Genomic DNA, 22,651 nt, shown 5'->3' with positions numbered 1-22,651 from the left:
GGCCACATTGAGAGACTCTGAGTCTTTCAATGTGGCATTCACGGACCACCGCAGTTACGGGAGCAGGCCGGTTTTGCGGGCGTCGGCGGTGAGGCGGTCCCGGTGCTCGGGGTGAGCGATCGCGATGAGCGACTCCGCGCGCCGTGCCAGGCTCTTGCCGCGTAGTTCCGCGACGCCGTATTCGGTGACGACGTGGTCGATGGTGTTCTTCAACGTCGTGACCGCGCTGCCCGGCGTCAGCTGCGCGTTGATCCGGCTCTTCCCGTCGTGGGTGGCCGAGTGCAGCACCAGGAACGCCTGCCCGCCCGGCGAATACATCGCTCCCCTGGCGAAGTCGGCTTGGCCGCCGGAGGACGACCAGTACCGGCCGGCGATGGTCTCGCTCGCCGCCTGCCCCATCAGGTCGACCTCGCTGGTCGCGTTGATGGACACGAAGTTCGGCTCGCGGGCCACCACACGCGGGTCGTTCACCCAGTCGACCGGTTCCATCGTGACCGCGGTGTTGTTGTGCAGCCAGTCGAACAGCCGCTTCGTCCCCACCGCGAACGTCGCGACGTGCTTGTTGCGCTCCTGATGCTTCCGGGTCCCGTCCAGTGCGCCACTGTCCACAAGGTCCAGTACGCCGTCCGAGATCGCCTCGGTGTGCAGGCCGAGGTGCCGGTGCCCGCGCAGCGACGACAGCAGCGCGTTCGGGATCCGGCCGACGCCGACCTGCAGGCAGGCGCCGTCCGGGATCCGGTCGGCGATGAAGCCCGCGATCCGGTGGTCGCGCTCGTCGGGCCGCGCGGGCGGGGACTCGTGCAGCGGGCGGTCGGCACGGCACCAGCCTGCGACCTGGCTGATGTGGACCTGGTTGTGCCCGAAGGTCCTCGGCATGTTCTCGTTCACTTCAAGGAAGAACGGGACTTCGCCGATGAACGCCGCGGTGTAGTCGGCGTTGGTGCCGAGGCTGAAGTAGCCGTGCTCGTCGGGTGGGCTGGCGGCGGCGAGCACGATGCTCAGCTTCGTCGACTTCCGCAGCAGCAGCGGCATTTCGCTGAAGTGGTTCGGCACGAGGTCACAGGTGCCCGCCCAGAACGCCTCCCGCGAACCGGCGCCGAGAAAGTAGTCGACGTGCTCCAGCCTGCCTGGGAACGCGCCCTCGATGTAACGGCGCTTCAGGTACGGGTCCATCCGGTGGATGTGCACGCCCGCAAGAGAATCCGCGTGCGCTTCGAGCGTGTCGAGCAGGGTGATCGGCTCACCCAGCTGGATCGGCACGATGATGTCCGCGCCGGGCGGGATGTGCGCCAGCACGTCCTCCGGAGCGTTCGGGTGGTCCAGTGTGGCCTCGGTCATTTTCCGTTCTCTCCCAGCAGCCTGCGCGCCAGTTCCAGCCGCGGCTTGTCGATCATCTGCCCGTCCACCCGCACCGCCGCGCCACCCGACGCACCGGCGGCCTCGACGACCCGGCGCGCCCAGCGCAGCTCCGTCTCATCGGGACTGAACGCCGCGTTCACCGGCTCGACCTGCTTCGGGTGCAGGCACAGCTTGCCACCGAAGCCGAGGTCGCGTCCCCGCCGCGCGGCGGCGCGGGTGAGGTCCGGATCGTCCAAAGTGGTCGTCACCCCGTCGATCGGTGCCACGAGCCCCGCAGCCCGCGACGCGATCACCAGCCGGGAGCGCGCGTAGAGCAGCTCCCGCTCCCCCGCGTCCGACACCGTGATTCCCGCGTCCAGTCCGAAGTCGACGTTCCCGAACACGAGGCGCGTCACGCCGGGGACCTCGGCGAGCCGGTCGGCGTCCCGGATCCCTCGCGCGCTTTCCACCAACGCGTACAGCTCGACGCCTCCGTCCAAACGCGACACCGTGGCACGCAGCGCGTCGACGTCCTCGGCCTTGGGCAGCACCACCGCGCGCAGCCCCGGCACCTCGCCCAACGCGGCCAGATCGTCCTCGTACCACGGGGTGCCGGCCGCGTTGATCCGCACCGCGGCGCGGTTCTGCCCTGCCCACGCGGCCACCTCGGCCCGCGCCCCTGCCTTGTCCTCCGGCGCGACGGCGTCCTCCAGGTCGCACAACACCAGATCCGCGCCGCTCGCCGCCGCCTTGGGGAAGCGCTCGGGCCGGTTCCCCGGCACGAACAACAGCGAACGCGCGGTCATTTCGGCTCCTCGATCCCGGCCGCGCGGCGCGACCGTTCGTCCCACACCGGTTCGACGTCGGCGAAGCCGGGCCCGTGACCGCGCCGGTACACCAGCAGCGTCCGTTCGAACGTGATCACGATGACGCCGTCCTGGTTGTACCCGATCGTGCGAACCTGAACGACCCCGACGTCAGGGCGGGACTTCGACTCGCGGGCGCTCAGGACCTCGGACTGTGAGTAGATCGTGTCGCCTTCGAACACCGGGTTCGGCAGCCGGACGCGGTCCCAGCCGAGGTTCGCCATCACGTGCTGGGAGACGTCGGTGACGCTCTGGCCGGTGACCAGTGCGAGGGTGAACGTCGAGTCGACCAGCGGTTTGCCCCACTGCGTCTGCCCGGCGTAGTGCCGGTCGAAGTGCAGGGGCGCGGTGTTCTGCGTCAGCAGCGTCAGCCAGGAGTTGTCCGTCTCGGTCACCGTGCGGCCGAGCGGGTGGCGGTACACGTCGCCCACCACGAAGTCCTCGAAATACCTGCCCTGCCAACCCATCTCGTCCTCCTTGCCGTTCTCTCACCTCTCACTCTGCCCCTCGACGGCCCATACGTGAAATGACCAGTTTGTGCGGGGTTCATACCCGGGAGGCATGATCGACCGGCCAGGACCGGACGAACTCGTGAAAACGGGCGATCGCGGGCGCCTGATGCCGCCCGGCCAGCGCCGCGACGCCGACCGTGCGCTGTGCCTCCGGATCGGACAACCGCAGCCGGACCGGCGCGTCCGGGCTCGGTTCCCCGCGCGGCGTCGGCATGATCGCCACCCCCAGCCCGGCCGCGACCAGGCCCTGGATCGTGGCGAGCTCGGTGCTCTCGAACGTGATCCGCGGGGTGAACCCGGCCCGGCGGCACAGCTGGTCGGTGATCTGCCGCAGGCCGAATTCCGGCTGCAGGGCGATGAAATCCTCCTCGGCGAACTCCGCCAGCGAGACCTTCTTGCGCCGTGCGAGCCGGTGCCCGGCGGGCACCGCGACACACAGCCGCTCGACGCCGATCGGTGTCCAGTCCACATCGGACCCCGCGGGTTCCGGGCTGGTGACGATGAGATCGACGTGGCCGCGCCGCAGATCCGCGAGGATCGAATCCGCCGCGTCGCCGCGCAACAGGAAATGCGCCCGGGGCACGCGCTCGCGGTAGGTGCTGATCAGCTCCGGGATCAGCCAGGTGCCGAAGGAGTGCAGGAACGCCAGCGAGACCGTGCCCCGCTCCGGGTCGATCAGCGTGGCGATGCGGTGTTCGGCGGCGGACAGCTCGCCGAGCGCCTTGAGCGCGTGCGCGCGGAACACCTGCCCGTACTGGTTGAGCCGCAGCCGGTGCCCGGTCCGGTCGAACAGCGGCGTGCCGAGACGGCGTTCCAGCCGCGCGACGGCGCGGGACAACGTCGGCTGCGCGATGTTCAGCGCGGCCGCGGCGTCGGTCACGTGCTCGGTCTCGGCCAGGGTGGTGAACCAGGTCAGCTCGCGGACGTCCATGCCTGGCGATTATGCCTGGGACGCATCACACCGCCGGAGAACGGTAATTTCCGGTATCGCCACCGACCGCTCATGCTGGAGGTGAACGTACGAGCTAGGAGGCCCTCGGATGCCGGGACCATTGGCCGGGATTGTGATCGTTTCACTGGAGCAGGCGGTGGCGGCGCCGTTCGCGACCCGTCAGCTCGCCGACCTCGGTGCGCGGGTGATCAAGGTCGAACGACCGGACACCGGGGACTTCGCCCGCGGCTACGACCGCACCGTGCACGGGATGTCCAGCCACTTCGTCTGGCTCAACCGCGGCAAGGAGAGTGTCGCGCTGGACGTCAAGAGCGCGGACGGCCTGCGGGTGCTGCGACGGCTCATCGACCGGGCGGACGTGTTCGTGCAGAACCTCGCCCCCGGCGCCGCCGACCGCCTCGGGGTCGGCTCGAAGGCGCTGGCGGAAAGCCATCCGGCGCTGATCACCTGCGACGTCTCCGGCTACGGCAGCACCGGCGCGTACCGGGATCGCAAGGCCTACGACCTGCTGATCCAGTGCGAGGCGGGGCTGGTGTCGATCACCGGCACGCCCGATTCGCCCGCGAAGACCGGAGTGTCCATCGCGGACATCGCGGCGGGGATGTATGCCTGCACCGGCATCCTCACCGCGCTGTACGAACGCCGCGACACCGGGCGCGGGACGAACCTCGAGGTCTCGATGCTCGAGGCGCTCGGCGAGTGGATGGGTTACCCGTACTACTACACGACCTACGGCGGCGAACCGCCCGCGCGGACCGGGGTGAACCACGCGACGATCGCCCCGTACGGCGCCTTCACCGCGGGCGACGGCACCACCGTCCAGCTGGGCATCCAGAACGAGCGCGAATGGCGGACGTTCTGCGAGTCGGTGCTGCGGCTTCCGGAAACGGCGGGCGATCCGCGGTTCACGTCCACTGCGGACCGGGTCGCGCATCGCGCCGAACTGGACGAGATCATCGGCAAGGTGTTCGCCGGGCTGACCGGCGAACAGCTGGTCGAACGGCTGGACGCCGCGCGGATCGCGTTCGCGCGGCAGCGGTCGATGGCCGAGTTCGCCACCCACCCGCAGCTCGCGGAACGTGACCGCTGGCGGCGGGTCGCGACACCGGCGGGCGAGGTCGACGCGCTCGTCCCGCCGGTGACCGTGCCCGGCCGCGAGCCGGAGATGGGACCGGTGCCCGCGCTCGGCGAGCACACCGGCGACGTCCTGCGATGGCTGGCCGAGGACTGAACCGGCGTCAGCGGAGGCCGGACCGCAGGGGGTGTTCGGCGAAGAACCGCTCGATCACCGGCGTGGCGTCCATCGCCGCGGGTTCGTCGGAGTCGAGGTTCGGCTTCGTGCTCGGCCAGTCGTGCCCCAGCCCTTCGAGCCGGTAGTGCTCGACCTTCGCGCCCCGTGCGCAGCCCGGCCACGTGCTGACGCTGACGCCCTTGCCCAGGTCACGCACCACCGGGGTGGCCGCGCAGCCGTCGCGCCGGGCCCATGCGGCCAGCCAGTCCGGAATGGACGGTAGCTTCCGTTCGGCGTTCCCGGCGTACGGGATGGTCTGGTCGGCGGTGCCGTGGAAGTCGAGAATCGGTGCCGGGCGCGTCGGGGAACACCCGGCACCGACGTCGTAGAACGCCCCCGAGACCGGGGCGAAGGCAGCGATCCGTCCGCTCAGGCGGCAGGCGAGGACGCCGGTGAACCCGCCGCCGTTCGACTTGCCCGCCGCGTAGATCCGCGCGGGGTCGACGCACAGCTGCCGCTGCAGCTGGTTCAGCAGATCGCTGACGAACAGGACGTCGTCCGCGCGGTTCGAGTACGGCGCGCCGGTCCACGCCGTCTCGCCGTCGGTGCCGGCCAGCCCCTGCGGATAGACCGCGATGCTGTCGCCGGAATCGAAGCCGGACAACGACTCCTGATAGGCCGAGGTCCGCTTGTGCCCATGGAAGGACAGGATCAGCGACGTCGGCCGGTGCGGCCGATAGCCCCGCGGAACGTGCAGCAGATAGGTCCGCTCGATCCCGCCGGAGACGACCTTGCCGGAAACGGTGGCCCCGGGCGTGACGGCCGAAGGCTGAAGACAGCCCGTCGAAGGCCGGGCGAAATCGAGCACCCGGTCCGGCGGTGCGGCCGTCGCGGCGCTCGAACAAGCCGCCAGCAGCCCGGCCGCCATCGCGGCAGCCACCGCCAGTCGTCCCACCACGCGTCGGCGTCCCGGCATCGTCGCCATCACGGCCTCCCATCGGATCCCGCGCCGCCACGGCGCGACCTGCACACCTTCGGCAGCCACGTGACCGCTGTCACGGTTGTGTTCATTGAGTTCACCACGCCGTCTCCCGGCGCGCAGGCCGCCCTTGAGCGATCGCTCAACATCGCCTACGCTCCCGTTGAGCAGTCGCTCAAACCGTCCGATGGGGGATGTCATGAACGAGCAAGAGACGGGCCGCTGATGCCCGGCTGGACGTACCTGTGCGCCAGGGCGGGAGCGTGCGAAACCGTCACATTTCGTCGTGGTGCTGTCATCGGGCGACGGACGGCGTCGCACAGTCCCGGCCGAGAGTGGACGCCATGACCGAGACCGGTGTCCTGCCCGACCGCGCCCGCGACCGGGTGTTCCAGGCGATCACCCGCATCCTGGCCGTGCTGCTGCTGCCCGTGGCGTTCGCACGCGCTCCTCGCCGCGCCCACCATCTCGCCTGCCAATGGGCGCTGGCGGTGCGTTTCCCTGCCGAGGACCTCACCGGACTCACCCCGGCGACTTCGGCGGCGTTCACCGCCGCGAGGGCCGAGGCGTTCTGGCGGCACGGCACGCTCATCGGGCTGACCTCCGGCCATCGCGACGCCGCGGAGCAGCACCGGCTCTTCACCGAGGAGGTGCGCCGGACCGGCTCGGCCGAGGCGGCGCGGCGGCACGTGCTGCCGCCACACGAGTCCCGGCACGTCGCCGGGACCGCGCTCGACGTGCGTCCCGCCGAAGGGGCACGCTGGCTGGAACGCCACGGCGCGCGCTACGGCCTCTACCGCGTGTACGACAACGAGTGGTGGCATTTCGAACACCACGGCCGCGTGGTCGCGCGGATACCCCACCCGGGCGCGACGATGAGCGGCCGTCCGGCGTAACCGGTGGTATACCGTTTTCCCGCATCCGATCATGATCAGCGAGGAGGTCCCCTGGTGCCCCGGCTCCTGCTCGTCGAGGACGACGCCGTACTGGCGGAGACGCTTTCCCGCGCGCTGCGCGGGCTCGGCCACGAGGTCGAGGTCGCCCCGACCGGTGAACAGGCGCTCGACGCCCTGGCCGAGCGCCGCGCGTCGCTCGATCTCGTGCTGCTCGACGTGATGTTGCCCGGCATCGACGGCTTCGAGGTGTGCCGCCGGATCCGCGCCGGCGACACGATCCCGGTGGTCCTGCTGACCGCGCGCGGCGATCCGGTCGACATGGTGGTCGGCCTGGAAGGCGGCGCCGACGACTACGTGGTCAAGCCCGCCGAGCCACGGGTGCTCGACGCACGCATCAAGACCATCCTGCGCCGCGCGACCATCGCGCCCGCGCCGGCGTCGACGGTGCACGTCTTCGGCGATCTGGCGATCGACAGCGAGGCCATGCTGGTCACCAAGGGCGGCGCCGAACTGCACCTGACGTCCACGGAACTGCGGCTGCTGCTGGAATTCGCCGAGCACGCCGGCCAGGTACTGAGCCGCCAGACGCTGCTCAAGCGCGTCTGGGACTACGGTTTCGCCGGCGACTCCCGGCTGGTGGACGCCGCGGTCGCGCGGCTGCGGTCGAAGATCGAGCCCGACACCGGCAATCCGACACTGCTGCGCACGGTCCGTGGTCTCGGGTACCGCCTGGTCAAGCCGTGAAGTGGCGGCCAGGGCTGCGGGAGAGCATCGCGTTCACGGTCGTCCTGATGACGGTCGCCGCCACCGTCGCGATGGGTTTCGTCGCCTACGAGATCCAGGCCGGGTCCGCGCGGCACAGGTTCGTGGAATCCGCGCGGGCGGGCATCCTCGCGGACGCCCAGCAGGCGTACGACCGCACCCGCGACTCCCGCGCCCCCGCCATGTCCAAAGTGGACGAAGTGGCGCACTTCATGCAGGGCAGGATCGGGCTCACCTGGGCCGTGGTCAACAGGCACGGCACCGCGGGCCCGATCTCGCAGATCGAGCACGGCCAGTACATCGCCGTCGCCAGCACGAACAGCCGCGCGTTCGGCCAGGACCTCCCGGTGGACGTGATCGACAGCGTCCGGGGCACCCAGGCCGTGATCACCTACACCCCCGACACGCCGGACAGCCCGCAACTCGCGGTCGTCCGGGAGATCTCCACGGATCTCGTGCTGGCCGAGTTCTACGATCTGCGCCCGCTCGACGACGAACTCTCCTTGCTGCGCAAGCGGCTCGCCCTGGTCGGCACCGGCGTCGCCGTGGTCGCGGCGCTGCTCGGCGTCCTCGCCGCCCGGGGCATCCAGCGCCCGGTGCGGGCCGCCGCCGACGCCGCCCAGCGGTTCGGCTCCGGCGACCTCGGCACGCGGGTTCCGGTACGGGGCAACGACGAGCTCGCCGATCTCGCGGGTGCGTTCAACGCCATGGCGCAGCGGCTCGGCGAATCGATCGACCAGCTGCGGATGAAGGAACAGCAGCAACGCCGGTTCGTCGCCGACGTCGCGCACGATCTCCGCACTCCCCTGGCCTCGATGATCGCGGCCACGGAAAGCCTGCACAGCACCGACGTCGCGGACCGCGAGCGCTCCGCCGAACTGCTGGGCACCCAGGTCCGGCGGCTGAGCAGGCTCGTCGAGGATCTGCTGGAGATGTCCCGGTTCGACGCGGGCGCGGCGGATTTCCGGCCGGAGACCGTCGACCTGGAAGCACTCGTGCACGACGCGATCGCGTTGAGCGCCCCCGACACGGACATCCGGGTGCACGTAATCGCCGACGCCGTCGTCGTCGGTGATCCCCGCCGCCTGCACACCATCGTGCGGAACCTGGTGACCAACGCGGTGCGGCACGGCGCGCCGCCCGTCGTCGTCACCGTCGACGGCACCGCGCCCGGCCACGCGACGGTGGCGGTGGCCGACTCCGGGCCCGGCCTGCCTCCCGACCTCGCGCCGTTCGTCTTCGACCGCTTCGTCCGGGGCGACCACGCGCGGGGCGAAACCGAGGGCAGCGGACTGGGACTGGCCATCGCCCACGAAAACGCCGTCCTGCATGGGGGACGGCTCGAAGTCACCGGCCCGCCGGGCACCGTGTTCGTCCTCACCGTGCCGAGAGGAACGCCACCGGGCGAGGCATGAGGACGTCGAGTGTCGCGGGACTCGGAACACCGTGTGACGACAAGGTTATGGTGGCCGGTTATGGCGCTGTTCGTCAGCGCCGGACAGCAGGGCTACGGCGGAGCTTTCCTTAGTCCGGCCGTGCCGCCGTGTCATTGTCAAGGCCGCCTTCGAGGTTTGTCTGGTGTTCTTCACGGTTAACCGCCGGTTCGAAAACCGCGGCGAACCGGTTGCCGCACGTGGTCCATCCGCCGCCCAGGCGGGAGATCCGGCCCGCCGATCGGACCACGAACAACCGACCACTGGCCGCTTGTTAATCTTCTGATAACCACTGGAGACTGGTCGTTAACCTTGGCTTTACCAGTAACGGTGTGAGGGCGGCGGCGCGATGAAGGCTTGCTTTCTCGTTGAAGATCGCTATCGAAATGAACGAATGCCGCTCGCCGTGGCGAGGAAGCTGACCGCCTGGGGGCACGAGGTCGATGTCGTGGAGCCGGGGAGAGCGGTCTCGCGGGTCACGGAATTGTTGCGTGACCGCGGGCACGACGTGTGGGTCCTCAAGACGGTTTCCGGCGGTCCGGGACTGAGCCTGCTGGAAGCGGCCGCGGCGGCCGGGGTGATGACGATCAACGACGCTCGCGCGATCCGGCCGGTGCGGGACAAGGCGGTGGCCGCCGCGGTGGCGCGGAAGCACGGTATTCCTTTTCCGGTGACGTATTTCGCGGCGGTCCCGGATTTGCTGCGGGATATTCCGGACGACCTGTATCCGGTGGTCGTCAAGCCGGCCGCCGGCAGTTCTTGTCGTTCGGTTCATCTGGTACGCAGGCCCGACGATCTGATCGACCTGCGGGACAGGCTGATCGGCGAGGGTTTTCTGCTGGCACAACCTTATGTGATGAATCCGGGTGCCGATGTGAAGGTGTATTGCGTCGGGGACGAACTGTACGCCACGGAGCAGCCGTCACCGTTGCATCCGCGGCGGATCGTCGAAGGGCGGGCGATTCCACTGGCGGCCGAGCTGGCGGCGCTGGTTTCCGGCGTCGGCGCGGTGTTCGGGCTGAGCCTTTACGGGGTGGACGTGCTCGAGGGGCCGGACGGCTGGGTGGTCGTGGACGTCAACGACTTTCCCAGCTACCACTGGGTTCCGGACGCCGTCACCAAGGTCGCGCGGAGCATCGTGCGGACGGTGGCGGGCGAGCTGCCCCGTCCGGGTGCGCTGGGGCGGGCGAGCTGAGTGAAGGTCTGCCTGCTGACCGACCGCCCGGGGCACCCCACCCTGTCCCGGTTCGCCGAGCTGATGGATCCGGCCCACACCGTGGCCGTGTTCGATCCGGACGCGGAGGGCGCGTCGAGCGTGGAGCCCGCGGATGTGTATCTGCTCAAGTCCCATTCGCCGCGATCGCTCGAGCTGGCGTCGGCGCTGCGCGGACGCGGTGAGCGCGTGGTCAACGACCCGGTCGCGGCGGCGCTGTGCCGGGACCGGGTCGCGATGGCGCGGCTGGCCCACCGGCACGGGCTGCCGTTCGTGGACACTGTGAGCTTCGGCAGGTTGTCGGGCCTGCTGGCCCATCTCGCTCATCTGTCCACAACGGTCGGTGTCCGGTTCCCGGTGATGGTCAAGAGCCGCTACAGCCGCCGACGCGACGTCGTGACCTCGGTCGGGGATCTGACCCGGCTGCGGGAGCTGGCCACGGGCTGGGCTCACGAGCCGGTGGTGCTGCAGCCGTTCGTCTCCCACGACGGCTGGGATCACAAGCTGTGGGTCATCGGCGGCCGGGCCTTCGCGACACGACGGGGAAGCCGGCTGGGCACCGCGCCTTCGCCGGGGGCGGAACGCGTGCCGCCACCCGGCTGGCGGGGGCTCGCCGTCGAGGTCGGCCGGGTGTTCGGCCTGCAGGTGTACGGCGTGGACGTCCTCGCCACCAACCGAGGGCCGGTGATCGTCGACATCAACGCGTTCCCTGGTTTCCGTGACGTCCCGGCGGCGCCGGGGGCACTCGCGGCCCTGGTCGAGGGAATGGCCACGGCGCCAGGACCGGAGCAGGCGGTGGCCGACGCGTTGCGCGCGGTCGTGCGTGACCTCGTCGCCGACGAGGATTCCCGCCGGTTCGGCGCGGTCTCGGTGCGTGAGCGCTATCTCCGCCGCAAACCCGGAAACGGGTTGGTGGCGAGCTACCGCGTCCTCCGGGAGCCACGGGACCAGAACGATCCGGGTGCCGGGGACCTGGTGACGGCACGCTTGACCGAACGGGCACTGACCGAACCGTCCCGGCTGCCGGACCAACTCGGCTCCCTCACCGCGGCGGACCTGCACGGCACCTGGCCCGGGGTGCTGCGCTGCCGGCGGTTCGGCCTTGCGGTGCAACGATTTCCCGTCGACGAGCACCTGCCCGCGCTCCCCGCCGCGCTGTCGCCGCGCACCGGCGGCAAGCTCGCCAGGGAACTGCGGTCGGGTTTCCGGTTGATCACCGGCCGTCCCGCCCCGGGCATCGCCGCGGTGTACGCGACGCCGGTGCGCTACAAGCCGGGGACACGTTGCGTGATCCGGTACCGGATCATCGAGGTCCCTGGCCCCGGGCCGCACCCGACGGTGTACGGCAAGATCTACCGGGAACCCGGCGACGCCGTGACAGCGCATGGACTGCTCGAACAGCTCTGGCGCGCGCGCCCCGGCGAGCAGGCCTTCGTACCACGGCCGATCGCGCTCGTCGAGGGGCTGAACCTGGTACTGACAGCGGCCGCCGGTACTCCAGCCGTGGCCCGTCTCGACGAAGCCGCGCTCACCGCTTCCGCAAGGGCACTGGCGTGGCTGCACACCCGAACTATCCACAGTGGACTGTCCACGACTTCCTCCGGCGCGACGTACGCGCACCACGCCGCGGAGTGGACCACCACGCTGACCACGGCCGCACCACTATCCACAATGGACCTGAGCGAGACCGTCCGCGAGCTGTCCCGCGCGTTGCGTGAGACCGTGCCGGAGTCGCCCGGCCTGGTGCACGGCGCGTTCAAGCCCGCTCAGCTCGTCTTTCCCGCCCCCGCGCACCCGGTGATCACCGACTTCGACAAGGCCTGCGCCGGGGATCCGGCACTCGACGTCGGCTACTTCCTCGCCTACCTGCGTCCGCCCGAGCTGTGGCGGGGCTGTCCCGAGGGGCACGACTGGTTCGCCGCGGCCGCCCGCCTGTTCCTCCGCAGCTACGCCGACGCGTTGCGCGCTCACGGCACCCCGGCCGCGCACCTCGAAAGCCTGGTGCGACGCAGCAGCCTGTATGAGGCCGCCGCACTGCTGAAGATCGTGTCGCGCCCCGTCCGGCGGCTGGGCACCCCGGGGGCCGCCGAGCTGGCCACCGCCCTCGCCGAAATCACCCGGTGCGCACGGCGATACGGCACAGGGAAGGACCGCTGGACGTGATCCGTTTCCTGTACCGGCATCTGGAAGGCAGACGGCTGCTGGTCGCGGCGGCGATCGCGCTGACGTTCGTCACCGTGGCCAGCAACGTGTTCATGGCGTTCCCGCTCAAGTTCATCCTCGACAAGATCGTGCACCACCGTGATCCGGGGCTCCCGGTCTTCGACCCGCTGATCGCCCGCCTCGACCGGCTGGGTGACCGGACCGGGCTCGGTACCGCCGAGACGCACACCCAGCTCGGGGTGATCCTCTTCGCCGGCGGGCTCCTGCTCGCCCTCGGCCTGACCGACGCGGTGGTGTCGTACGCGCAGCTGTCCATCAGCACCTTCATCGGCCAGGACCTCGGCGCGCGGCTGCGCACCCGGGTGTTCGTCCACCTCGAGCACGTCTCCCTTGCCTGGCACGGCCGCCAGCGGATCGGCGAGGTCGTCCAGCGGCTCACCGGCAACGTCTCCGAGATCGAAAAGATGGTCACCGACGGACTGGTGAACCTGCTGTCGGGAATCCTCACCCTGTTCGGGATCCTCGGCGTGCTGGTGCTGACCAACTGGCAGTTCACGCTGCTGTCGATGTGCGTCGTCCCGCCGCTGTTCCTGATCGTCGCCTGCTACACCCGCTGGATCAAACGCGCCTCGCGGGAGACGGCGCGCGCCGCGGGCCAGGTCGCCGAAGTCGCGGCCGAGAACCTCAACGCCATCGCCGAGATCAAGGTGTTCACCGTGCAGGCGTGGGCGGCGGCCACCTTCGCCGGACGGGTCGGCGCCCAGCGGCGCTCGGGCCTGCGCGCCGGACGGCGGCAGGCCGAGTTCAGCCCGATGGTCATCGTGCTCATCGCCGTGAGCACCGCGGTGATCATCATGCTCGGCGCGTGGATCGCCGCCGGGCACGCGGGGTTCGGCCTCGGCGTGCTCACCGTCCCGGCGGGCAGCGTCACCGTCGGGACCCTGACGGTGTTCCTGGCCTACTCCAAGCTGCTGTACCAGCCGATGCGGGACCTGTCCAAGCTCATGCTCCTGTCCTCCGCCGGAGCGGCGGCCGCCCAGCGCATCCAGGATCTGCTGGACCAGCCTTGGGAGGAACCGGAACCCGCGGAGCACGCCGAGCCGATCCGGGTACGCGGCGAGCTGGCCCTGCGCGATGTCGTGTTCGGCTACGACCCCGGCAGGCCGGTCCTGCACGGCGTCGACCTCGAAGTACACGCCGGCACCCGGATCGCCCTGGTGGGCCTGTCCGGCAGCGGGAAGACCACGCTGGTCAAGCTGCTGCCCCGGTTCCACGAGCCGTGGTCGGGGACGATCACGATCGACGGCACCGACGTCCGCCTCTACCCGCTCGACGTGCTGCGCGGCAACATCGGGATGGTGCTCCAGGATTCGGTGCTGTTCGAGGGCACGATCCGGGACAACATCCGCATCGGCCGCGCGGACGCCTCGCCGGACGAGATCGTCGCGGCCGCGCGGCAGGCCTCCGTGCACGAGACGATCATGGCGATCCCCGAAGGCTACGACGCGCAGGTCCGGGAGCAGGGCAGGAACTTCTCCAGCGGGCAACGGCAGCGAATCGCCATCGCGCGTGCCATCCTGCGCGACGCCCCGATCCTCATCCTCGACGAACCCACCGCCAATCTGGACGTGGAAGCGGAGGTGGAGGTCATGCGCGCGATCGAGCGGCTCACCGCGGGCCGCACGGTCATCATGATCTCACACCGGCTCAGCACGCTCGGTCATGTCGACGAGATCGTCGTCCTCGACGCGGGCCGGATCGTCGAACGCGGTACCTACGCGCAGCTCAAGCAGGCGGGCGGCGCCTTCGCCCGCCTGCTCGCCGAGCAGAACCGCTACGCCGCCGAACCGATCACTCTCGCGCGATGAGAAGCGGGCCCGGCCGCGTGGCTAGAATCGCCGGCATGGTGTCAGAAATCGCGATCCGCCACGCCGCGCCCGCCGACTACGACCGTATCGTCGGAGTCGTCGACGACTGGTGGGGCCGGGCCGTGCACACCCTGCTGCCGCGGTTGTTCCTCGATCACTTCCACCGCACCAGTTTCGTGGCCGAGCGCGACGGTGTGCTCGCGGGTTTCCTGATCGGCCTGCTGTCACCGTCCATTTCGGACGCCGCGTACATCCACTTCGCCGGTGTGGCCCCGGAGTGCCGCGGCAGCGGGCTGGCCCGCTCGCTGTACGAACGGTTCTTCGCGCTCGCGCGGGCGGATCGGCGGACCATCGTGCGGGCGATCACCTCACCGCAGAACGAGGGTTCGATCGCCTTCCACGGTTCACTGGGTTTCAGCGTCTCGGAACCCGTGACCGCCTACGACGGCGCCTCGGCCGATCGCGTGGTCTTCGCCCGTCACCTCACCGACGCGGCAGGCTGAGTCACTTCTGCTTCACCTTCAGTTCTGCTTCGACACTGCCTTCGCGCGGTACCGGCGGGACCGGACGTGCCCCTCCTCGCGCATCCGCTCCACCATGTGCGGATAGTGCAGTTCGAAGGCGGGCCGTTCCGAGCGGATCCTCGGCAGTTCGAGGAAGTTGTGCCGGGGCGGCGGGGTCGTCGTCGCCCATTCGAGCGAGTTCCCGTAGCCCCACGGGTCGTCCACCGTGACGACCTCGCCGAACCGGTAACTGCGCACCACGTTCCAGATGAACACGATCATCGAGGCGCCGAGCACGAACGCGCCGATCGTCGAGATGGTGTTCAGCCACGTGAATCCGTCGGTGGGCAGGTAGTCGGCGTACCGGCGGGGCATGCCCTCCGCGCCGAGCCAGTGCTGGACGAGGAACGTGGTGTGGAACCCGAGGAACGTCGTCCAGAAGTGCCATTTCCCGAGTGGCTCGTCGAGCATCCGGCCGGTGATCTTGGGGAACCAGAAGTAGATCCCGGCGAACGTCGCGAACACGATGGTGCCGAACAGCACGTAGTGGAAGTGCGCCACCACGAAATAGCTGTCGGTGACATGGAAATCCAGCGGCGGCGACGCCAGGATGATCCCGGTCAGCCCGCCGAACAGGAACGTCACCATGAACCCGATCGACCAGAGCATCGGCGTCTGGAAACTCAGCTGCCCCTTCCACATCGTGCCGATCCAGTTGAAGAACTTGATCCCGGTCGGCACCGCGATCAGGAACGTCAGGAACGAGAAGAACGGAAGCAGCACCGATCCGGTGGCGAACATGTGGTGGGCCCACACCGCCACCGACAACGCCGTGATGCCGAGCGTCGCGAACACCATGAGCCGGTAGCCGTACAGCGGTTTCCTGCTGAACACCGGGACGATCTCGGTGATGATCCCGAAGTAGGGCAGCGCGACGATGTAGACCTCGGGATGACCGAAGAACCAGAACAGGTGCTGGAACATGATCGCCCCGCCGTTCGCCGGGTCGAACACGTGCGCGCCCAGCTGACGGTCGGCCTCCAGCGCGAACAGCGCGGCGGTGAGGATCGGGAACGCGAGCAGCACCAGTACCCCGGTGAACAGGATGTTCCAGGTGAACAGCGGCATCCGCCACATCGTCATCCCCGGCGCGCGCAGGCACAGCACCGTCGTGATCATGTTGACCGCGCCGAGGATCGTGCCGAGCCCGGACACGATCAGGCCCATGATCCACAGGTCGCCGCCGATGCCCGGCGAATGTGCCGCCTCCGACAGCGGGGTGTACGCCGTCCAGCCGAAGTCCGGCGCGCCGCCCGGCGTCAGGAACGAGCTCAGCACGATCAGCCCGCCGAACAGGTACAGCCAGTAGGAAAAGGCGTTCAGCCGGGGGAACGCGACATCCGGGGAGCCGATCTGCAGCGGCAGCACGAAGTTCGCGAACCCGAACAGGTTCGGCGTCGCGTACAGCAGCAGCATGATCGTGCCGTGCATGGTGAACAGCTGGTTGAACTGCTCCTGGGAGAGGAACTGAAGACCGGGGCGCGCCAGCTCACCCCGCATCAGCAGCGCCATCGCGCCACCCGCCATGAAGAACGCGAACGACGTCACCAGGTAGAGCTGCCCGATCACCTTCGGGTCGGTGGTGCGGGCCAGCGACAGCAACACGGCACCACGCGGCCCGCGGGGGCGACCACCGAATCGGATCGCCTCCGGCCCCGGCGCCGTGGTCACCTCACCCACGACGTGCCCCGAGCGGACACCCATCCGTCCAAGATACGCCGTCGGCGCAAGGGCCACACCGCCCGAACCGGTCCATCACTGGTCCATCACTGGTCCATCGGATAGGTCGCGCCCCGCTCGAGATCCGGGCTGACCTGGGCGGGACGGCCGCGCTGCCCGGGCACCGGGTTCACCACCGGCTCATTCTGTGACCACGTCGCCGTCCCCTGCGTGACCTCGGCGTGACGTGCTTCCTGCTTGCGCGTCACCAGCGTCTCGCCCACCTGGTCGTCGCGGATCTTCGCCAGCACACTCAGCGTGACCCCGTGCGCGAGCGCCAGGATCAGCAGCACGATGCCCAGCCTGCCCACGATCGCGGTCGGCCCCGGTCCGTCGAACATCGGCACCGTCGAGATCAGCGCGACCACGCCGAGCACCGCGAAATGGAACATCACGGTGATGAGGCGCGCCATCGCGACACCCGCGTCACCCGCGTCGGAGCCCCCGTAGGAGTTCTGAAGGTACCTTCGCCCGCTGCGATAGATGATCTGCCCGTCCAGCGCCACGAGCACCACGGCGATGAGCAGGAACGTGAGGTATCCGTTCGTGTCCATACCCGGCGGATAACCCGGTGTGGCGGCGCGTAAACGCGACACACCCGCCCGATCACGAATGGGCAACGACGTCCGTGGGTACCTTTTCTCCATGGACCACAGCACGACCGCGAACGTGGACGGGGCGGTCCCAGCCGCCGTGTCGGCCGGGACCGTCGACCTCCGGGTGCCGCTCGATACGAGCCTGCTGTTCCTCGTCCGCATGGTGGCCGAGGGCATCGCCGTGCGCGCCAAGCTGGATCTGGACGAGATCGCGGATCTCCGCATGGCGGTCGACGAGGGAGCGGGCTGCCTTTTCCCGCGCGCACGGCCGGGGACCCAGCTGTGGTGCCGGTTCGAGGAGTCCGGGCGGTCGGTCACGGTCCAGCTCACCGCCGCGACGACATCCGCGACCACACCCGGCACGGGAGGTTTCGAATGGCACGTGCTGCGCACGCTCACCGACGCCCTCACGACCTGGATCGAGCCCGGTCCGGCGGTCGACGCAGGGGAAACGTGGTTCCTGCACCTCCGGTTCACCAAACGGTCTTGGACAGGAGGACCATGACGACCTCCTATCGACGACGGAGCGACACCTATCGCCACTGTGCGGTGCTGTTCGACGAAATGCACGCGCTGCCCGACGGTGACGCGCACCGGAAACGCCTGCGCCAGAAGCTGATCGAGGAGCACCTGCCGATCGCCGAGCACATCGCCCGCCGCTTCTCGGGGCGCGGCGAGCCACGCGAAGACCTGGTGCAGGTCGCGCGGCTGGGGCTCATCAACGCGGTCGACCGCTTCGATCCCGCGCGGGAGAACGAGTTCCTCTCCTTCGCCATCCCGACGGTGATGGGCGAGGTCCGCCGCTACTTCCGGGACGCGTCCTGGTCGCTGCGGGTACCGCGGCGGCTGAAGGAGCTGCACCTTTCGATCAGCCAGGCGACCACGACGCTGGCCCAGCGCTGGGGCCGCGCCCCCAACGCCACCGAGCTCGCCGAACATCTCGGCATCGGCGTCGAAGAGGTCACCGAAGCACTGATCGCCGGGAACGCCTACCAGACCGCGTCGACCGACCGGCCCGTGCACGACGAGACCGAACCGGTTTCCCTGGCCGACACGCTCGGCGAGGAGGACTCCGCGCTGGAGAAGGTGGAGAACTGTGAAGCGCTGCGGCCGTTGCTGCGGCGGCTGCCCGCCCGTGAACGGTCGATCCTCGTCATGCGGTTCTTCGGGAACATGACGCAGTCGGCCATCGCCGCGCGGGTCGGGCTCTCCCAGATGCACGTGTCGCGGCTGCTTTCCCAGACCCTGCAGACACTGCGCGAGAAGATCCTCGAGGAGGACCCGGCCGACGAGCCGGAGTGACCACAGCGCCGAAGTGACCACAAAGGACGGAACGATGGCGGGAAAGCCTTTCCCGCCATCGTTGTTTTCGCAGGCTCACCGCAGACCCGGTTCCTGGTCTCGTTCCTGGACACGCTCCAGCACTACGACGGGGATCTGCCTGCCGGCGGCCGCTTCGAACTCGGCGAACTTCGGCACGAGCGCGACCTCTTCCGCCCAGATCCGTTCGCGCTCCGCGCCCTGCGCGAGCCGGGCCACGACCGGCACTCGTTCCGTGCCCACCTCGACCGTGGTCCGCGGATTCGCCATCAGATTGTGGTACCAGACCGGATGACGCGGACTGCCACCGTGGGTGCCGAAGACGGCCCAGCCATCGCCGACCGGCTGGGAGAACAACGGGCTGATCCGCTCGCGCCCGGTCTTGGCCCCGATGTGGTGCACCAGGATCAGTGGCAGGCCTTGCTCGTCGAAGCCGGGCATCCGGGGCGGGACGGGGCGACCCGCGGCGAATTCCTCGTCGCTGCTCCAAGACACATAGCCGGCGTTCGCGCGGAACTCGGCGATGATGCGGTCGTTCCAGCTCGTGATGTCGGCGACCTTGGCCTCGGTCGTGGACGGTTCGGACACGGCATCCCCTTTGTTATCCGGAGCACTTGCTCCGCACAGTAGCACAGATGGGGAGCAACTGCTCCGGATAAGGCGGTAGACTCGGCCGCATGGCAGTGACCGAACCGGAAAGCACCACCCGGCGCCGCGCACCACGCGTGGACGCGCTCCGAAACCGCGAAGCGATCGTCGCGGCCGCTACCGCGGTACTGGCCGAGCAGGGCACCGCGGTGGACGTGCGCGAGATCGCCCGCCGCGGCGGGGTGGGCATGGGCACCCTCTACCGGCACTTCCCGAAGAAGGAGGACCTCGTCCGCACGGTCCTGCGCAAGGAATTCTCGGACTGGGCCGAATCCGCGCGCCAGGCGGCGATCGACACCGAACACCCCTGGGCGGCACTGGCCGACTTCTACCAGCAGGCCCTGACCGGTTGCGCGCGCCACCGCGCGATCATGGAGAACTTCTCGTTGACCTGGTCGGTTCCCGATCTGGAGGGCATCCAGCAGCTTCGCCTCGTCATCGAGGAACTGTGCGCCCGCGCTGGTGCCGCGGGTCTGCTACGCCCCGACGTGACCACCGACGACCTGCTGCTCCTGCTGGTCTCACTGGGCCACGCCGTCCAGGTCGGCGACGAGTGCCACCGCCCGGACATGTGGAAAAGGCTGGTGAGCATCTCCCTCGACGGCCTGCGCGCCTGCCACCACGAACCACTTCCGGACGACACCCCGCCGAACCCGGGCAAGAAGCCGCGGTCATCCAGGCCTTCTCGCCCGGCGGCGAGGTCGTGAAGCTCAGGAACGGACCAGTTCCGGTAGCACGCCGCGGACGTCCAGCCCGCGTTCGGCGCCGGTGACCTTGAGCGCGCGGCGCACGGCGTGCCCGCTCGCGACGACCACCATTTCGGGATTGCGCTCCCCCGCGTTCAGCAGGGCGCGGACGCCCGCACAGCCCAGGAAGTCGACCCGGGAAAGGTCGACCACCAGGCCCGAGCACCGCGCGTCGCAGCGCAGCAGCGCGGCCCGGAACTGGTCGGCCGTGGCGACATCGATGTCACCCACGACCGTCAGGACGGCCGTGTCGTCACCACGACGGGTGATGGTGAGGAAGAGTTCCCCGGTACCTCGCGGATCCGCGCCCGCGCTCGGCCTTGACATCGGTACTGGCATCGGCACTCCTTCTCGCAGCAGAATTCACCGGAGCTGACCGGAGCACGTGTCTGAACAACAGTCAGTACACGAACGACCATACGCCTGTCGCGGTGACGGTCAAGTCACACCACCGCTTTGAGTCCACAAAGGACGGTCTCAGCCCGCGACCCGGCGTTCGGCGGGGCGACGCGGCTGTTCCGCCAACCGGAGCCCGGACTCGACCTGCGTCGGCACCACCGCGCGCTCGCGCAGCACCCATGGCAGGCCACGCAGCGCGTCGAGCAGGGCCCCCGCCGTGGTGCGATCGGCGGGGGCTGTCGAAAGCAGGGTGACCGTGCGCCAGAAGACCACCGGAAGCGGCCGCCGCAGCCAGAGTGTCCACAGCGTGTTGCGCAGCCGCATCCGGCGACGGCGTCCGGGATCGCGCAGCCGGGACGGGGCGTGGATCACCACGTCCTCCAGCCAGCACAGCCACCAGCCGCGGGCCGCCAGGTCGAGGGCGAGCAGCTCGTCCTCCCCGCCCAGCCACATCCTGGCCGAGAACCCGCCCGCGTCGGTGAACGCCGCCACCCGGAACGCCGAAAGTCCCGCCAGCAGGTTCAGCAGCGCGGGCCCTGGCAGCCACGCGGGCCCCGGTACCGGGGAAGCACGCAGTTCCGGGATGAGCGGATCCTCCGCCAGGTCCGGTTCCAGCAGGCATCGGCCGATGACCGCGGCCAGTGCGGGATGGCCGTCGAGCGTGTCGGCGGCGACGGTCAGCGAGCCGGGCTGCCAGCTCGTGTCGTCGTCACAGAAGGCGACATACGGGGTCCGCACCTGCCGCACCGCCACATTGCGCGCGACCGCGCCGATGTTCTCCTGGAGGTGGATCAGCCGGACGTCGGGATGGATGTCGGCCACGGCTTCCGCCGTACCGTCGGTGGATCCGTTGTCCACCAGGATGATCGGTGCGGCGTCGGGCAACGCGGTCATCCGCGCCAGTGTCGCCATCAGCTGCCGGCGCCTGTTGTGGGTGATGATCACGACCGTGATCCGCGGCGCCGTCATCCTCGGTTCCCCTCCACGCAGGCACCTCTGCGTATTCCGGGTACCCCGGTACTCGTCCGGTCAAGCAGCGTGACCCCGTTTGGAGCAACGCCGGCCGGCGGAGTTCGGGTGAACCGGATCGGCGCCGGGGCCGTATCCATGATCGGAGTCCGTGAGACCGAGGAGGCCTGGCACATGAGCGAAGATTGCGAGCGAATCATGGAAATCATGCGCCAAAAAAGATCGAACGCTGTCTCGCGCGGCGAGGCGATCGCATGAGTCGACATCGCTATCGGCGGAAGGTAGTCATTCCGATCATCTGCACGGCGGCGGCCGTCGCCGGCCTCGCGGCCGCCATAGCGGTCCCCGCGCTCGCCCGCCCCGCGCCACCGCGAGCCGTGGCAGCGGGCGACGTCCTCGCCGCCCTGCAACGGGACCTCAAGCTGCCCCTGGACAAGGTGAAGCAACGGCTCGACAGCGAATCGTCGGCAGCACAACGGATCCGGGAGCTGCGCCAGGGCGTCGGCGACAGCTACGCCGGGGCGTGGTTCGACGCGGCCACCGGGGGACCGGTCATCGGGGTGACCGATCCACGGCAGGCCGCCCGGCTGCGGTCCACCGGCGTCGAGTCCACAGTGGTCACTCATCCGCTGACGACGCTCGCCGCCGCCAAGAACCGCATCGACCGGCTCGCTGCCACCGCGCCCGACGCCGTCACCAGCTGGTACGTCGAGCCGAAGAACAACGATGTGGTCGTCGAGATCGACCCGGCGAAACAGGACGCGCGCACGACCGACTTCGTCACCAGGGCGAAGGGGACCGACGGCGTCGTCCGCGTCCAGCGCGCCACGGCCCGGCCCCGCCCACTCGCCGACATCGTCGGTGGCGCGCCGTTCACCTTCGCCGCCAGCGGCGGCCAGGCCCGGTGTTCCATCGGCTTCGCCGCGACCGATTCCGGCGGCGGCAAGCATTTCCTCACCGCGGGACACTGCACCGAACAGGGCGGAACCGCCGTCGGCGCGGACGGCGGCGAGATCGGGCCGATCACCCAGAGCACGTTCGGCCACGACGGCGACTTCGGCCTCGTCGACGTGACCGATCCGGACGCCCGGCTCCAGCCCGCCGTCCTGCGAAGCAGGCAGTCCGTCGTTCCGGTCACCGGCTCCTCCCCCGCCGACGTCGGTTCGACGGTCTGTCGTTCGGGATCCACCAGCGGATTCCACTGTGGAGAGATCCAGGCGCTGAACCAGACCGTGAACTACGGGAACGGGAAGATCGTGCGCGGCCTGACCAGGACGACGGCGTGCGCGGAGGGCGGCGACTCCGGCGGGCCGTTCGTGTCCGGCGGCCAGGCCCAGGGCATGACCTCGGGCGGTTCGGGCGACTGCGCGTCCGGCGGAGTCACGTTCTTCCAGCCGGTCGGCGAGGCACTCCAGCGGTTCGGCCTGACGCTGGTGACCAGCGGCGGCTGAGTGCGGTGCCGTGAAAGGGGCCTTACC

Annotated in this window: 23 protein-coding genes; 13 read left to right on the top strand and 10 right to left on the bottom strand. The window is 69.6% G+C overall.

What is annotated here, in order from left to right; all coding sequences use genetic code 11:
- Positions 1 to 54: 54 nt before the first annotated feature.
- The 4 genes from ACFWY9_RS11325 to ACFWY9_RS11310 form a co-directional block, all read right to left on the bottom strand.
- Positions 55 to 1,338, bottom strand: a complete 1,284-nt coding sequence (locus ACFWY9_RS11325) for an acetyl-CoA hydrolase/transferase family protein (RefSeq protein WP_378322568.1) — start codon at positions 1,336 to 1,338, stop codon at positions 55 to 57.
- Entirely contained in the window at positions 1,335 to 2,144 is an 810-nt protein-coding gene (locus ACFWY9_RS11320; protein ID WP_378338768.1) for an HpcH/HpaI aldolase/citrate lyase family protein, read from the bottom strand. Before ACFWY9_RS11320 ends, ACFWY9_RS11325 begins: the two co-directional genes overlap by 4 nt.
- Positions 2,141 to 2,671, bottom strand: a complete 531-nt coding sequence (locus ACFWY9_RS11315; protein ID WP_378322566.1) for a MaoC family dehydratase — start codon at positions 2,669 to 2,671, stop codon at positions 2,141 to 2,143. The genes ACFWY9_RS11320 and ACFWY9_RS11315 overlap by 4 nt, the downstream gene beginning before the upstream one ends.
- Positions 2,672 to 2,750: 79 nt before the next feature.
- On the bottom strand, positions 2,751 to 3,647 hold the full coding sequence (locus ACFWY9_RS11310) for a LysR family transcriptional regulator (RefSeq protein WP_378322565.1): 897 nt from the start codon (positions 3,645 to 3,647) through the stop codon (positions 2,751 to 2,753).
- A 109-nt stretch (positions 3,648 to 3,756) separates the two neighbouring features.
- On the opposite strand from ACFWY9_RS11310, the gene ACFWY9_RS11305 reads away from it, so the two are divergent.
- Complete coding sequence (locus ACFWY9_RS11305; RefSeq protein ID WP_378322564.1) at positions 3,757 to 4,899, top strand: CaiB/BaiF CoA transferase family protein; 1,143 nt, start codon at positions 3,757 to 3,759, stop codon at positions 4,897 to 4,899.
- A 7-nt stretch (positions 4,900 to 4,906) separates the two neighbouring features.
- Here ACFWY9_RS11305 and ACFWY9_RS11300 read toward each other — a convergent pair whose 3' ends face one another.
- Positions 4,907 to 5,875 carry an alpha/beta hydrolase family esterase gene (locus tag ACFWY9_RS11300; RefSeq protein ID WP_378338770.1) on the bottom strand — a complete coding sequence of 323 codons (969 nt, stop codon included), beginning with the start codon at positions 5,873 to 5,875 and terminating at the stop codon, positions 4,907 to 4,909.
- Between the two features lie 347 nt (positions 5,876 to 6,222).
- Between ACFWY9_RS11300 and vanY-N the strand changes: the two genes are divergently transcribed.
- From vanY-N to ACFWY9_RS11265, 7 genes are all read left to right on the top strand, one after another.
- Entirely contained in the window at positions 6,223 to 6,774 is a 552-nt protein-coding gene (gene vanY-N / locus ACFWY9_RS11295) for a D,D-peptidase/D,D-carboxypeptidase VanY-N (RefSeq protein ID WP_378338767.1), read from the top strand.
- A gap of 54 nt (positions 6,775 to 6,828) precedes the next feature.
- Positions 6,829 to 7,518, top strand: coding sequence for a response regulator (locus ACFWY9_RS11290; protein ID WP_378338766.1), 690 nt, complete (start codon positions 6,829 to 6,831; stop codon positions 7,516 to 7,518).
- A complete protein-coding gene (locus ACFWY9_RS11285) occupies positions 7,515 to 8,951 on the top strand; it encodes an ATP-binding protein (RefSeq protein WP_378338765.1) in 1,437 nt (478 codons plus the stop codon). Before ACFWY9_RS11290 ends, ACFWY9_RS11285 begins: the two co-directional genes overlap by 4 nt.
- A gap of 412 nt (positions 8,952 to 9,363) precedes the next feature.
- The gene (locus ACFWY9_RS11280; protein WP_378322560.1) at positions 9,364 to 10,164 is read left to right on the top strand and encodes a RimK family alpha-L-glutamate ligase; all 801 of its coding nucleotides are present in this window, start codon (positions 9,364 to 9,366) and stop codon (positions 10,162 to 10,164) included.
- The gene (locus ACFWY9_RS11275; RefSeq protein ID WP_378338764.1) at positions 10,165 to 12,345 is read left to right on the top strand and encodes a phosphotransferase; all 2,181 of its coding nucleotides are present in this window, start codon (positions 10,165 to 10,167) and stop codon (positions 12,343 to 12,345) included.
- Entirely contained in the window at positions 12,342 to 14,213 is a 1,872-nt protein-coding gene (locus tag ACFWY9_RS11270; RefSeq protein ID WP_378338763.1) for an ABC transporter ATP-binding protein, read from the top strand. The genes ACFWY9_RS11275 and ACFWY9_RS11270 overlap by 4 nt, the downstream gene beginning before the upstream one ends.
- Positions 14,214 to 14,248: 35 nt before the next feature.
- A complete protein-coding gene (locus tag ACFWY9_RS11265) occupies positions 14,249 to 14,716 on the top strand; it encodes a GNAT family N-acetyltransferase (RefSeq protein WP_378322557.1) in 468 nt (155 codons plus the stop codon).
- 18 nt (positions 14,717 to 14,734) lie between these two features.
- On the opposite strand, the gene ctaD is transcribed toward ACFWY9_RS11265, so the two are convergent.
- Positions 14,735 to 16,480, bottom strand: a complete 1,746-nt coding sequence (gene ctaD / locus ACFWY9_RS11260; RefSeq protein WP_378322555.1) for a cytochrome c oxidase subunit I — start codon at positions 16,478 to 16,480, stop codon at positions 14,735 to 14,737.
- Between the two features lie 62 nt (positions 16,481 to 16,542).
- Complete coding sequence (locus tag ACFWY9_RS11255; RefSeq protein WP_378322554.1) at positions 16,543 to 17,049, bottom strand: hypothetical protein; 507 nt, start codon at positions 17,047 to 17,049, stop codon at positions 16,543 to 16,545.
- A gap of 91 nt (positions 17,050 to 17,140) precedes the next feature.
- Here ACFWY9_RS11255 and ACFWY9_RS11250 point away from each other — a divergent pair, with 91 nt between their 5' ends.
- Positions 17,141 to 17,596 (top strand): ATP-binding protein, encoded by a 456-nt coding sequence (locus ACFWY9_RS11250; protein ID WP_378322553.1) that lies wholly within the window; start codon positions 17,141 to 17,143, stop codon positions 17,594 to 17,596.
- Complete coding sequence (locus tag ACFWY9_RS11245) at positions 17,593 to 18,393, top strand: SigB/SigF/SigG family RNA polymerase sigma factor (protein WP_378322552.1); 801 nt, start codon at positions 17,593 to 17,595, stop codon at positions 18,391 to 18,393. The genes ACFWY9_RS11250 and ACFWY9_RS11245 overlap by 4 nt, the downstream gene beginning before the upstream one ends.
- Before the next feature lie 75 nt (positions 18,394 to 18,468).
- Here the strand turns inward: ACFWY9_RS11245 and ACFWY9_RS11240 are convergent, their stop codons facing one another.
- Entirely contained in the window at positions 18,469 to 18,999 is a 531-nt protein-coding gene (locus ACFWY9_RS11240) for a nitroreductase/quinone reductase family protein (RefSeq protein WP_378322551.1), read from the bottom strand.
- An 89-nt stretch (positions 19,000 to 19,088) separates the two neighbouring features.
- Between ACFWY9_RS11240 and ACFWY9_RS11235 the strand changes: the two genes are divergently transcribed.
- Complete coding sequence (locus ACFWY9_RS11235; protein ID WP_378338762.1) at positions 19,089 to 19,766, top strand: TetR/AcrR family transcriptional regulator; 678 nt, start codon at positions 19,089 to 19,091, stop codon at positions 19,764 to 19,766.
- A 3-nt stretch (positions 19,767 to 19,769) separates the two neighbouring features.
- Here ACFWY9_RS11235 and ACFWY9_RS11230 read toward each other — a convergent pair whose 3' ends face one another.
- Complete coding sequence (locus ACFWY9_RS11230; protein ID WP_378322549.1) at positions 19,770 to 20,144, bottom strand: STAS domain-containing protein; 375 nt, start codon at positions 20,142 to 20,144, stop codon at positions 19,770 to 19,772.
- Between the two features lie 138 nt (positions 20,145 to 20,282).
- Positions 20,283 to 21,173, bottom strand: a complete 891-nt coding sequence (locus ACFWY9_RS11225) for a glycosyltransferase family 2 protein (protein WP_378322548.1) — start codon at positions 21,171 to 21,173, stop codon at positions 20,283 to 20,285.
- A 108-nt stretch (positions 21,174 to 21,281) separates the two neighbouring features.
- Here ACFWY9_RS11225 and ACFWY9_RS11220 point away from each other — a divergent pair, with 108 nt between their 5' ends.
- Entirely contained in the window at positions 21,282 to 21,431 is a 150-nt protein-coding gene (locus tag ACFWY9_RS11220; protein ID WP_378322547.1) for a hypothetical protein, read from the top strand.
- Entirely contained in the window at positions 21,428 to 22,624 is a 1,197-nt protein-coding gene (locus ACFWY9_RS11215; RefSeq protein ID WP_378338761.1) for a S1 family peptidase, read from the top strand. The genes ACFWY9_RS11220 and ACFWY9_RS11215 overlap by 4 nt, the downstream gene beginning before the upstream one ends.
- Positions 22,625 to 22,651: the final 27 nt, after the last annotated feature.

Source organism: Amycolatopsis sp. NPDC059027 (genome assembly GCF_042739735.1).
In the GTDB taxonomy this organism is placed as follows: Bacteria; Actinomycetota; Actinomycetes; order Mycobacteriales; family Pseudonocardiaceae; genus Amycolatopsis.
This window is presented reverse-complemented; position numbering and strand designations above follow the sequence as displayed.

What these genes read in the sequence shown, in the direction of transcription:
- ACFWY9_RS11235 (WP_378338762.1), top strand. Translation starts at nt 19,089, where the DNA reads ATGGCAGTGACCGAACCGGAAAGCACCACCCGGCGCCGCGCACCACGC.
- ACFWY9_RS11320 (WP_378338768.1), bottom strand. Translation starts at nt 2,144, where the DNA reads ATGACCGCGCGTTCGCTGTTGTTCGTGCCGGGGAACCGGCCCGAGCGC.
- ACFWY9_RS11265 (WP_378322557.1), top strand. Translation starts at nt 14,249, where the DNA reads ATGGTGTCAGAAATCGCGATCCGCCACGCCGCGCCCGCCGACTACGAC.
- ACFWY9_RS11310 (WP_378322565.1), bottom strand. Translation starts at nt 3,647, where the DNA reads ATGGACGTCCGCGAGCTGACCTGGTTCACCACCCTGGCCGAGACCGAG.
- ACFWY9_RS11225 (WP_378322548.1), bottom strand. Translation starts at nt 21,173, where the DNA reads ATGACGGCGCCGCGGATCACGGTCGTGATCATCACCCACAACAGGCGC.
- ACFWY9_RS11305 (WP_378322564.1), top strand. Translation starts at nt 3,757, where the DNA reads ATGCCGGGACCATTGGCCGGGATTGTGATCGTTTCACTGGAGCAGGCG.
- ACFWY9_RS11315 (WP_378322566.1), bottom strand. Translation starts at nt 2,671, where the DNA reads ATGGGTTGGCAGGGCAGGTATTTCGAGGACTTCGTGGTGGGCGACGTG.
- ACFWY9_RS11255 (WP_378322554.1), bottom strand. Translation starts at nt 17,049, where the DNA reads ATGGACACGAACGGATACCTCACGTTCCTGCTCATCGCCGTGGTGCTC.
- ACFWY9_RS11325 (WP_378322568.1), bottom strand. Translation starts at nt 1,338, where the DNA reads ATGACCGAGGCCACACTGGACCACCCGAACGCTCCGGAGGACGTGCTG.
- ACFWY9_RS11280 (WP_378322560.1), top strand. Translation starts at nt 9,364, where the DNA reads ATGCCGCTCGCCGTGGCGAGGAAGCTGACCGCCTGGGGGCACGAGGTC.
- ACFWY9_RS11215 (WP_378338761.1), top strand. Translation starts at nt 21,428, where the DNA reads ATGAGTCGACATCGCTATCGGCGGAAGGTAGTCATTCCGATCATCTGC.
- ACFWY9_RS11300 (WP_378338770.1), bottom strand. Translation starts at nt 5,875, where the DNA reads ATGCCGGGACGCCGACGCGTGGTGGGACGACTGGCGGTGGCTGCCGCG.
- vanY-N (WP_378338767.1), top strand. Translation starts at nt 6,223, where the DNA reads ATGACCGAGACCGGTGTCCTGCCCGACCGCGCCCGCGACCGGGTGTTC.
- ACFWY9_RS11250 (WP_378322553.1), top strand. Translation starts at nt 17,141, where the DNA reads ATGGACCACAGCACGACCGCGAACGTGGACGGGGCGGTCCCAGCCGCC.
- ACFWY9_RS11230 (WP_378322549.1), bottom strand. Translation starts at nt 20,144, where the DNA reads ATGCCAGTACCGATGTCAAGGCCGAGCGCGGGCGCGGATCCGCGAGGT.
- ACFWY9_RS11245 (WP_378322552.1), top strand. Translation starts at nt 17,593, where the DNA reads ATGACGACCTCCTATCGACGACGGAGCGACACCTATCGCCACTGTGCG.
- ctaD (WP_378322555.1), bottom strand. Translation starts at nt 16,480, where the DNA reads ATGGGTGTCCGCTCGGGGCACGTCGTGGGTGAGGTGACCACGGCGCCG.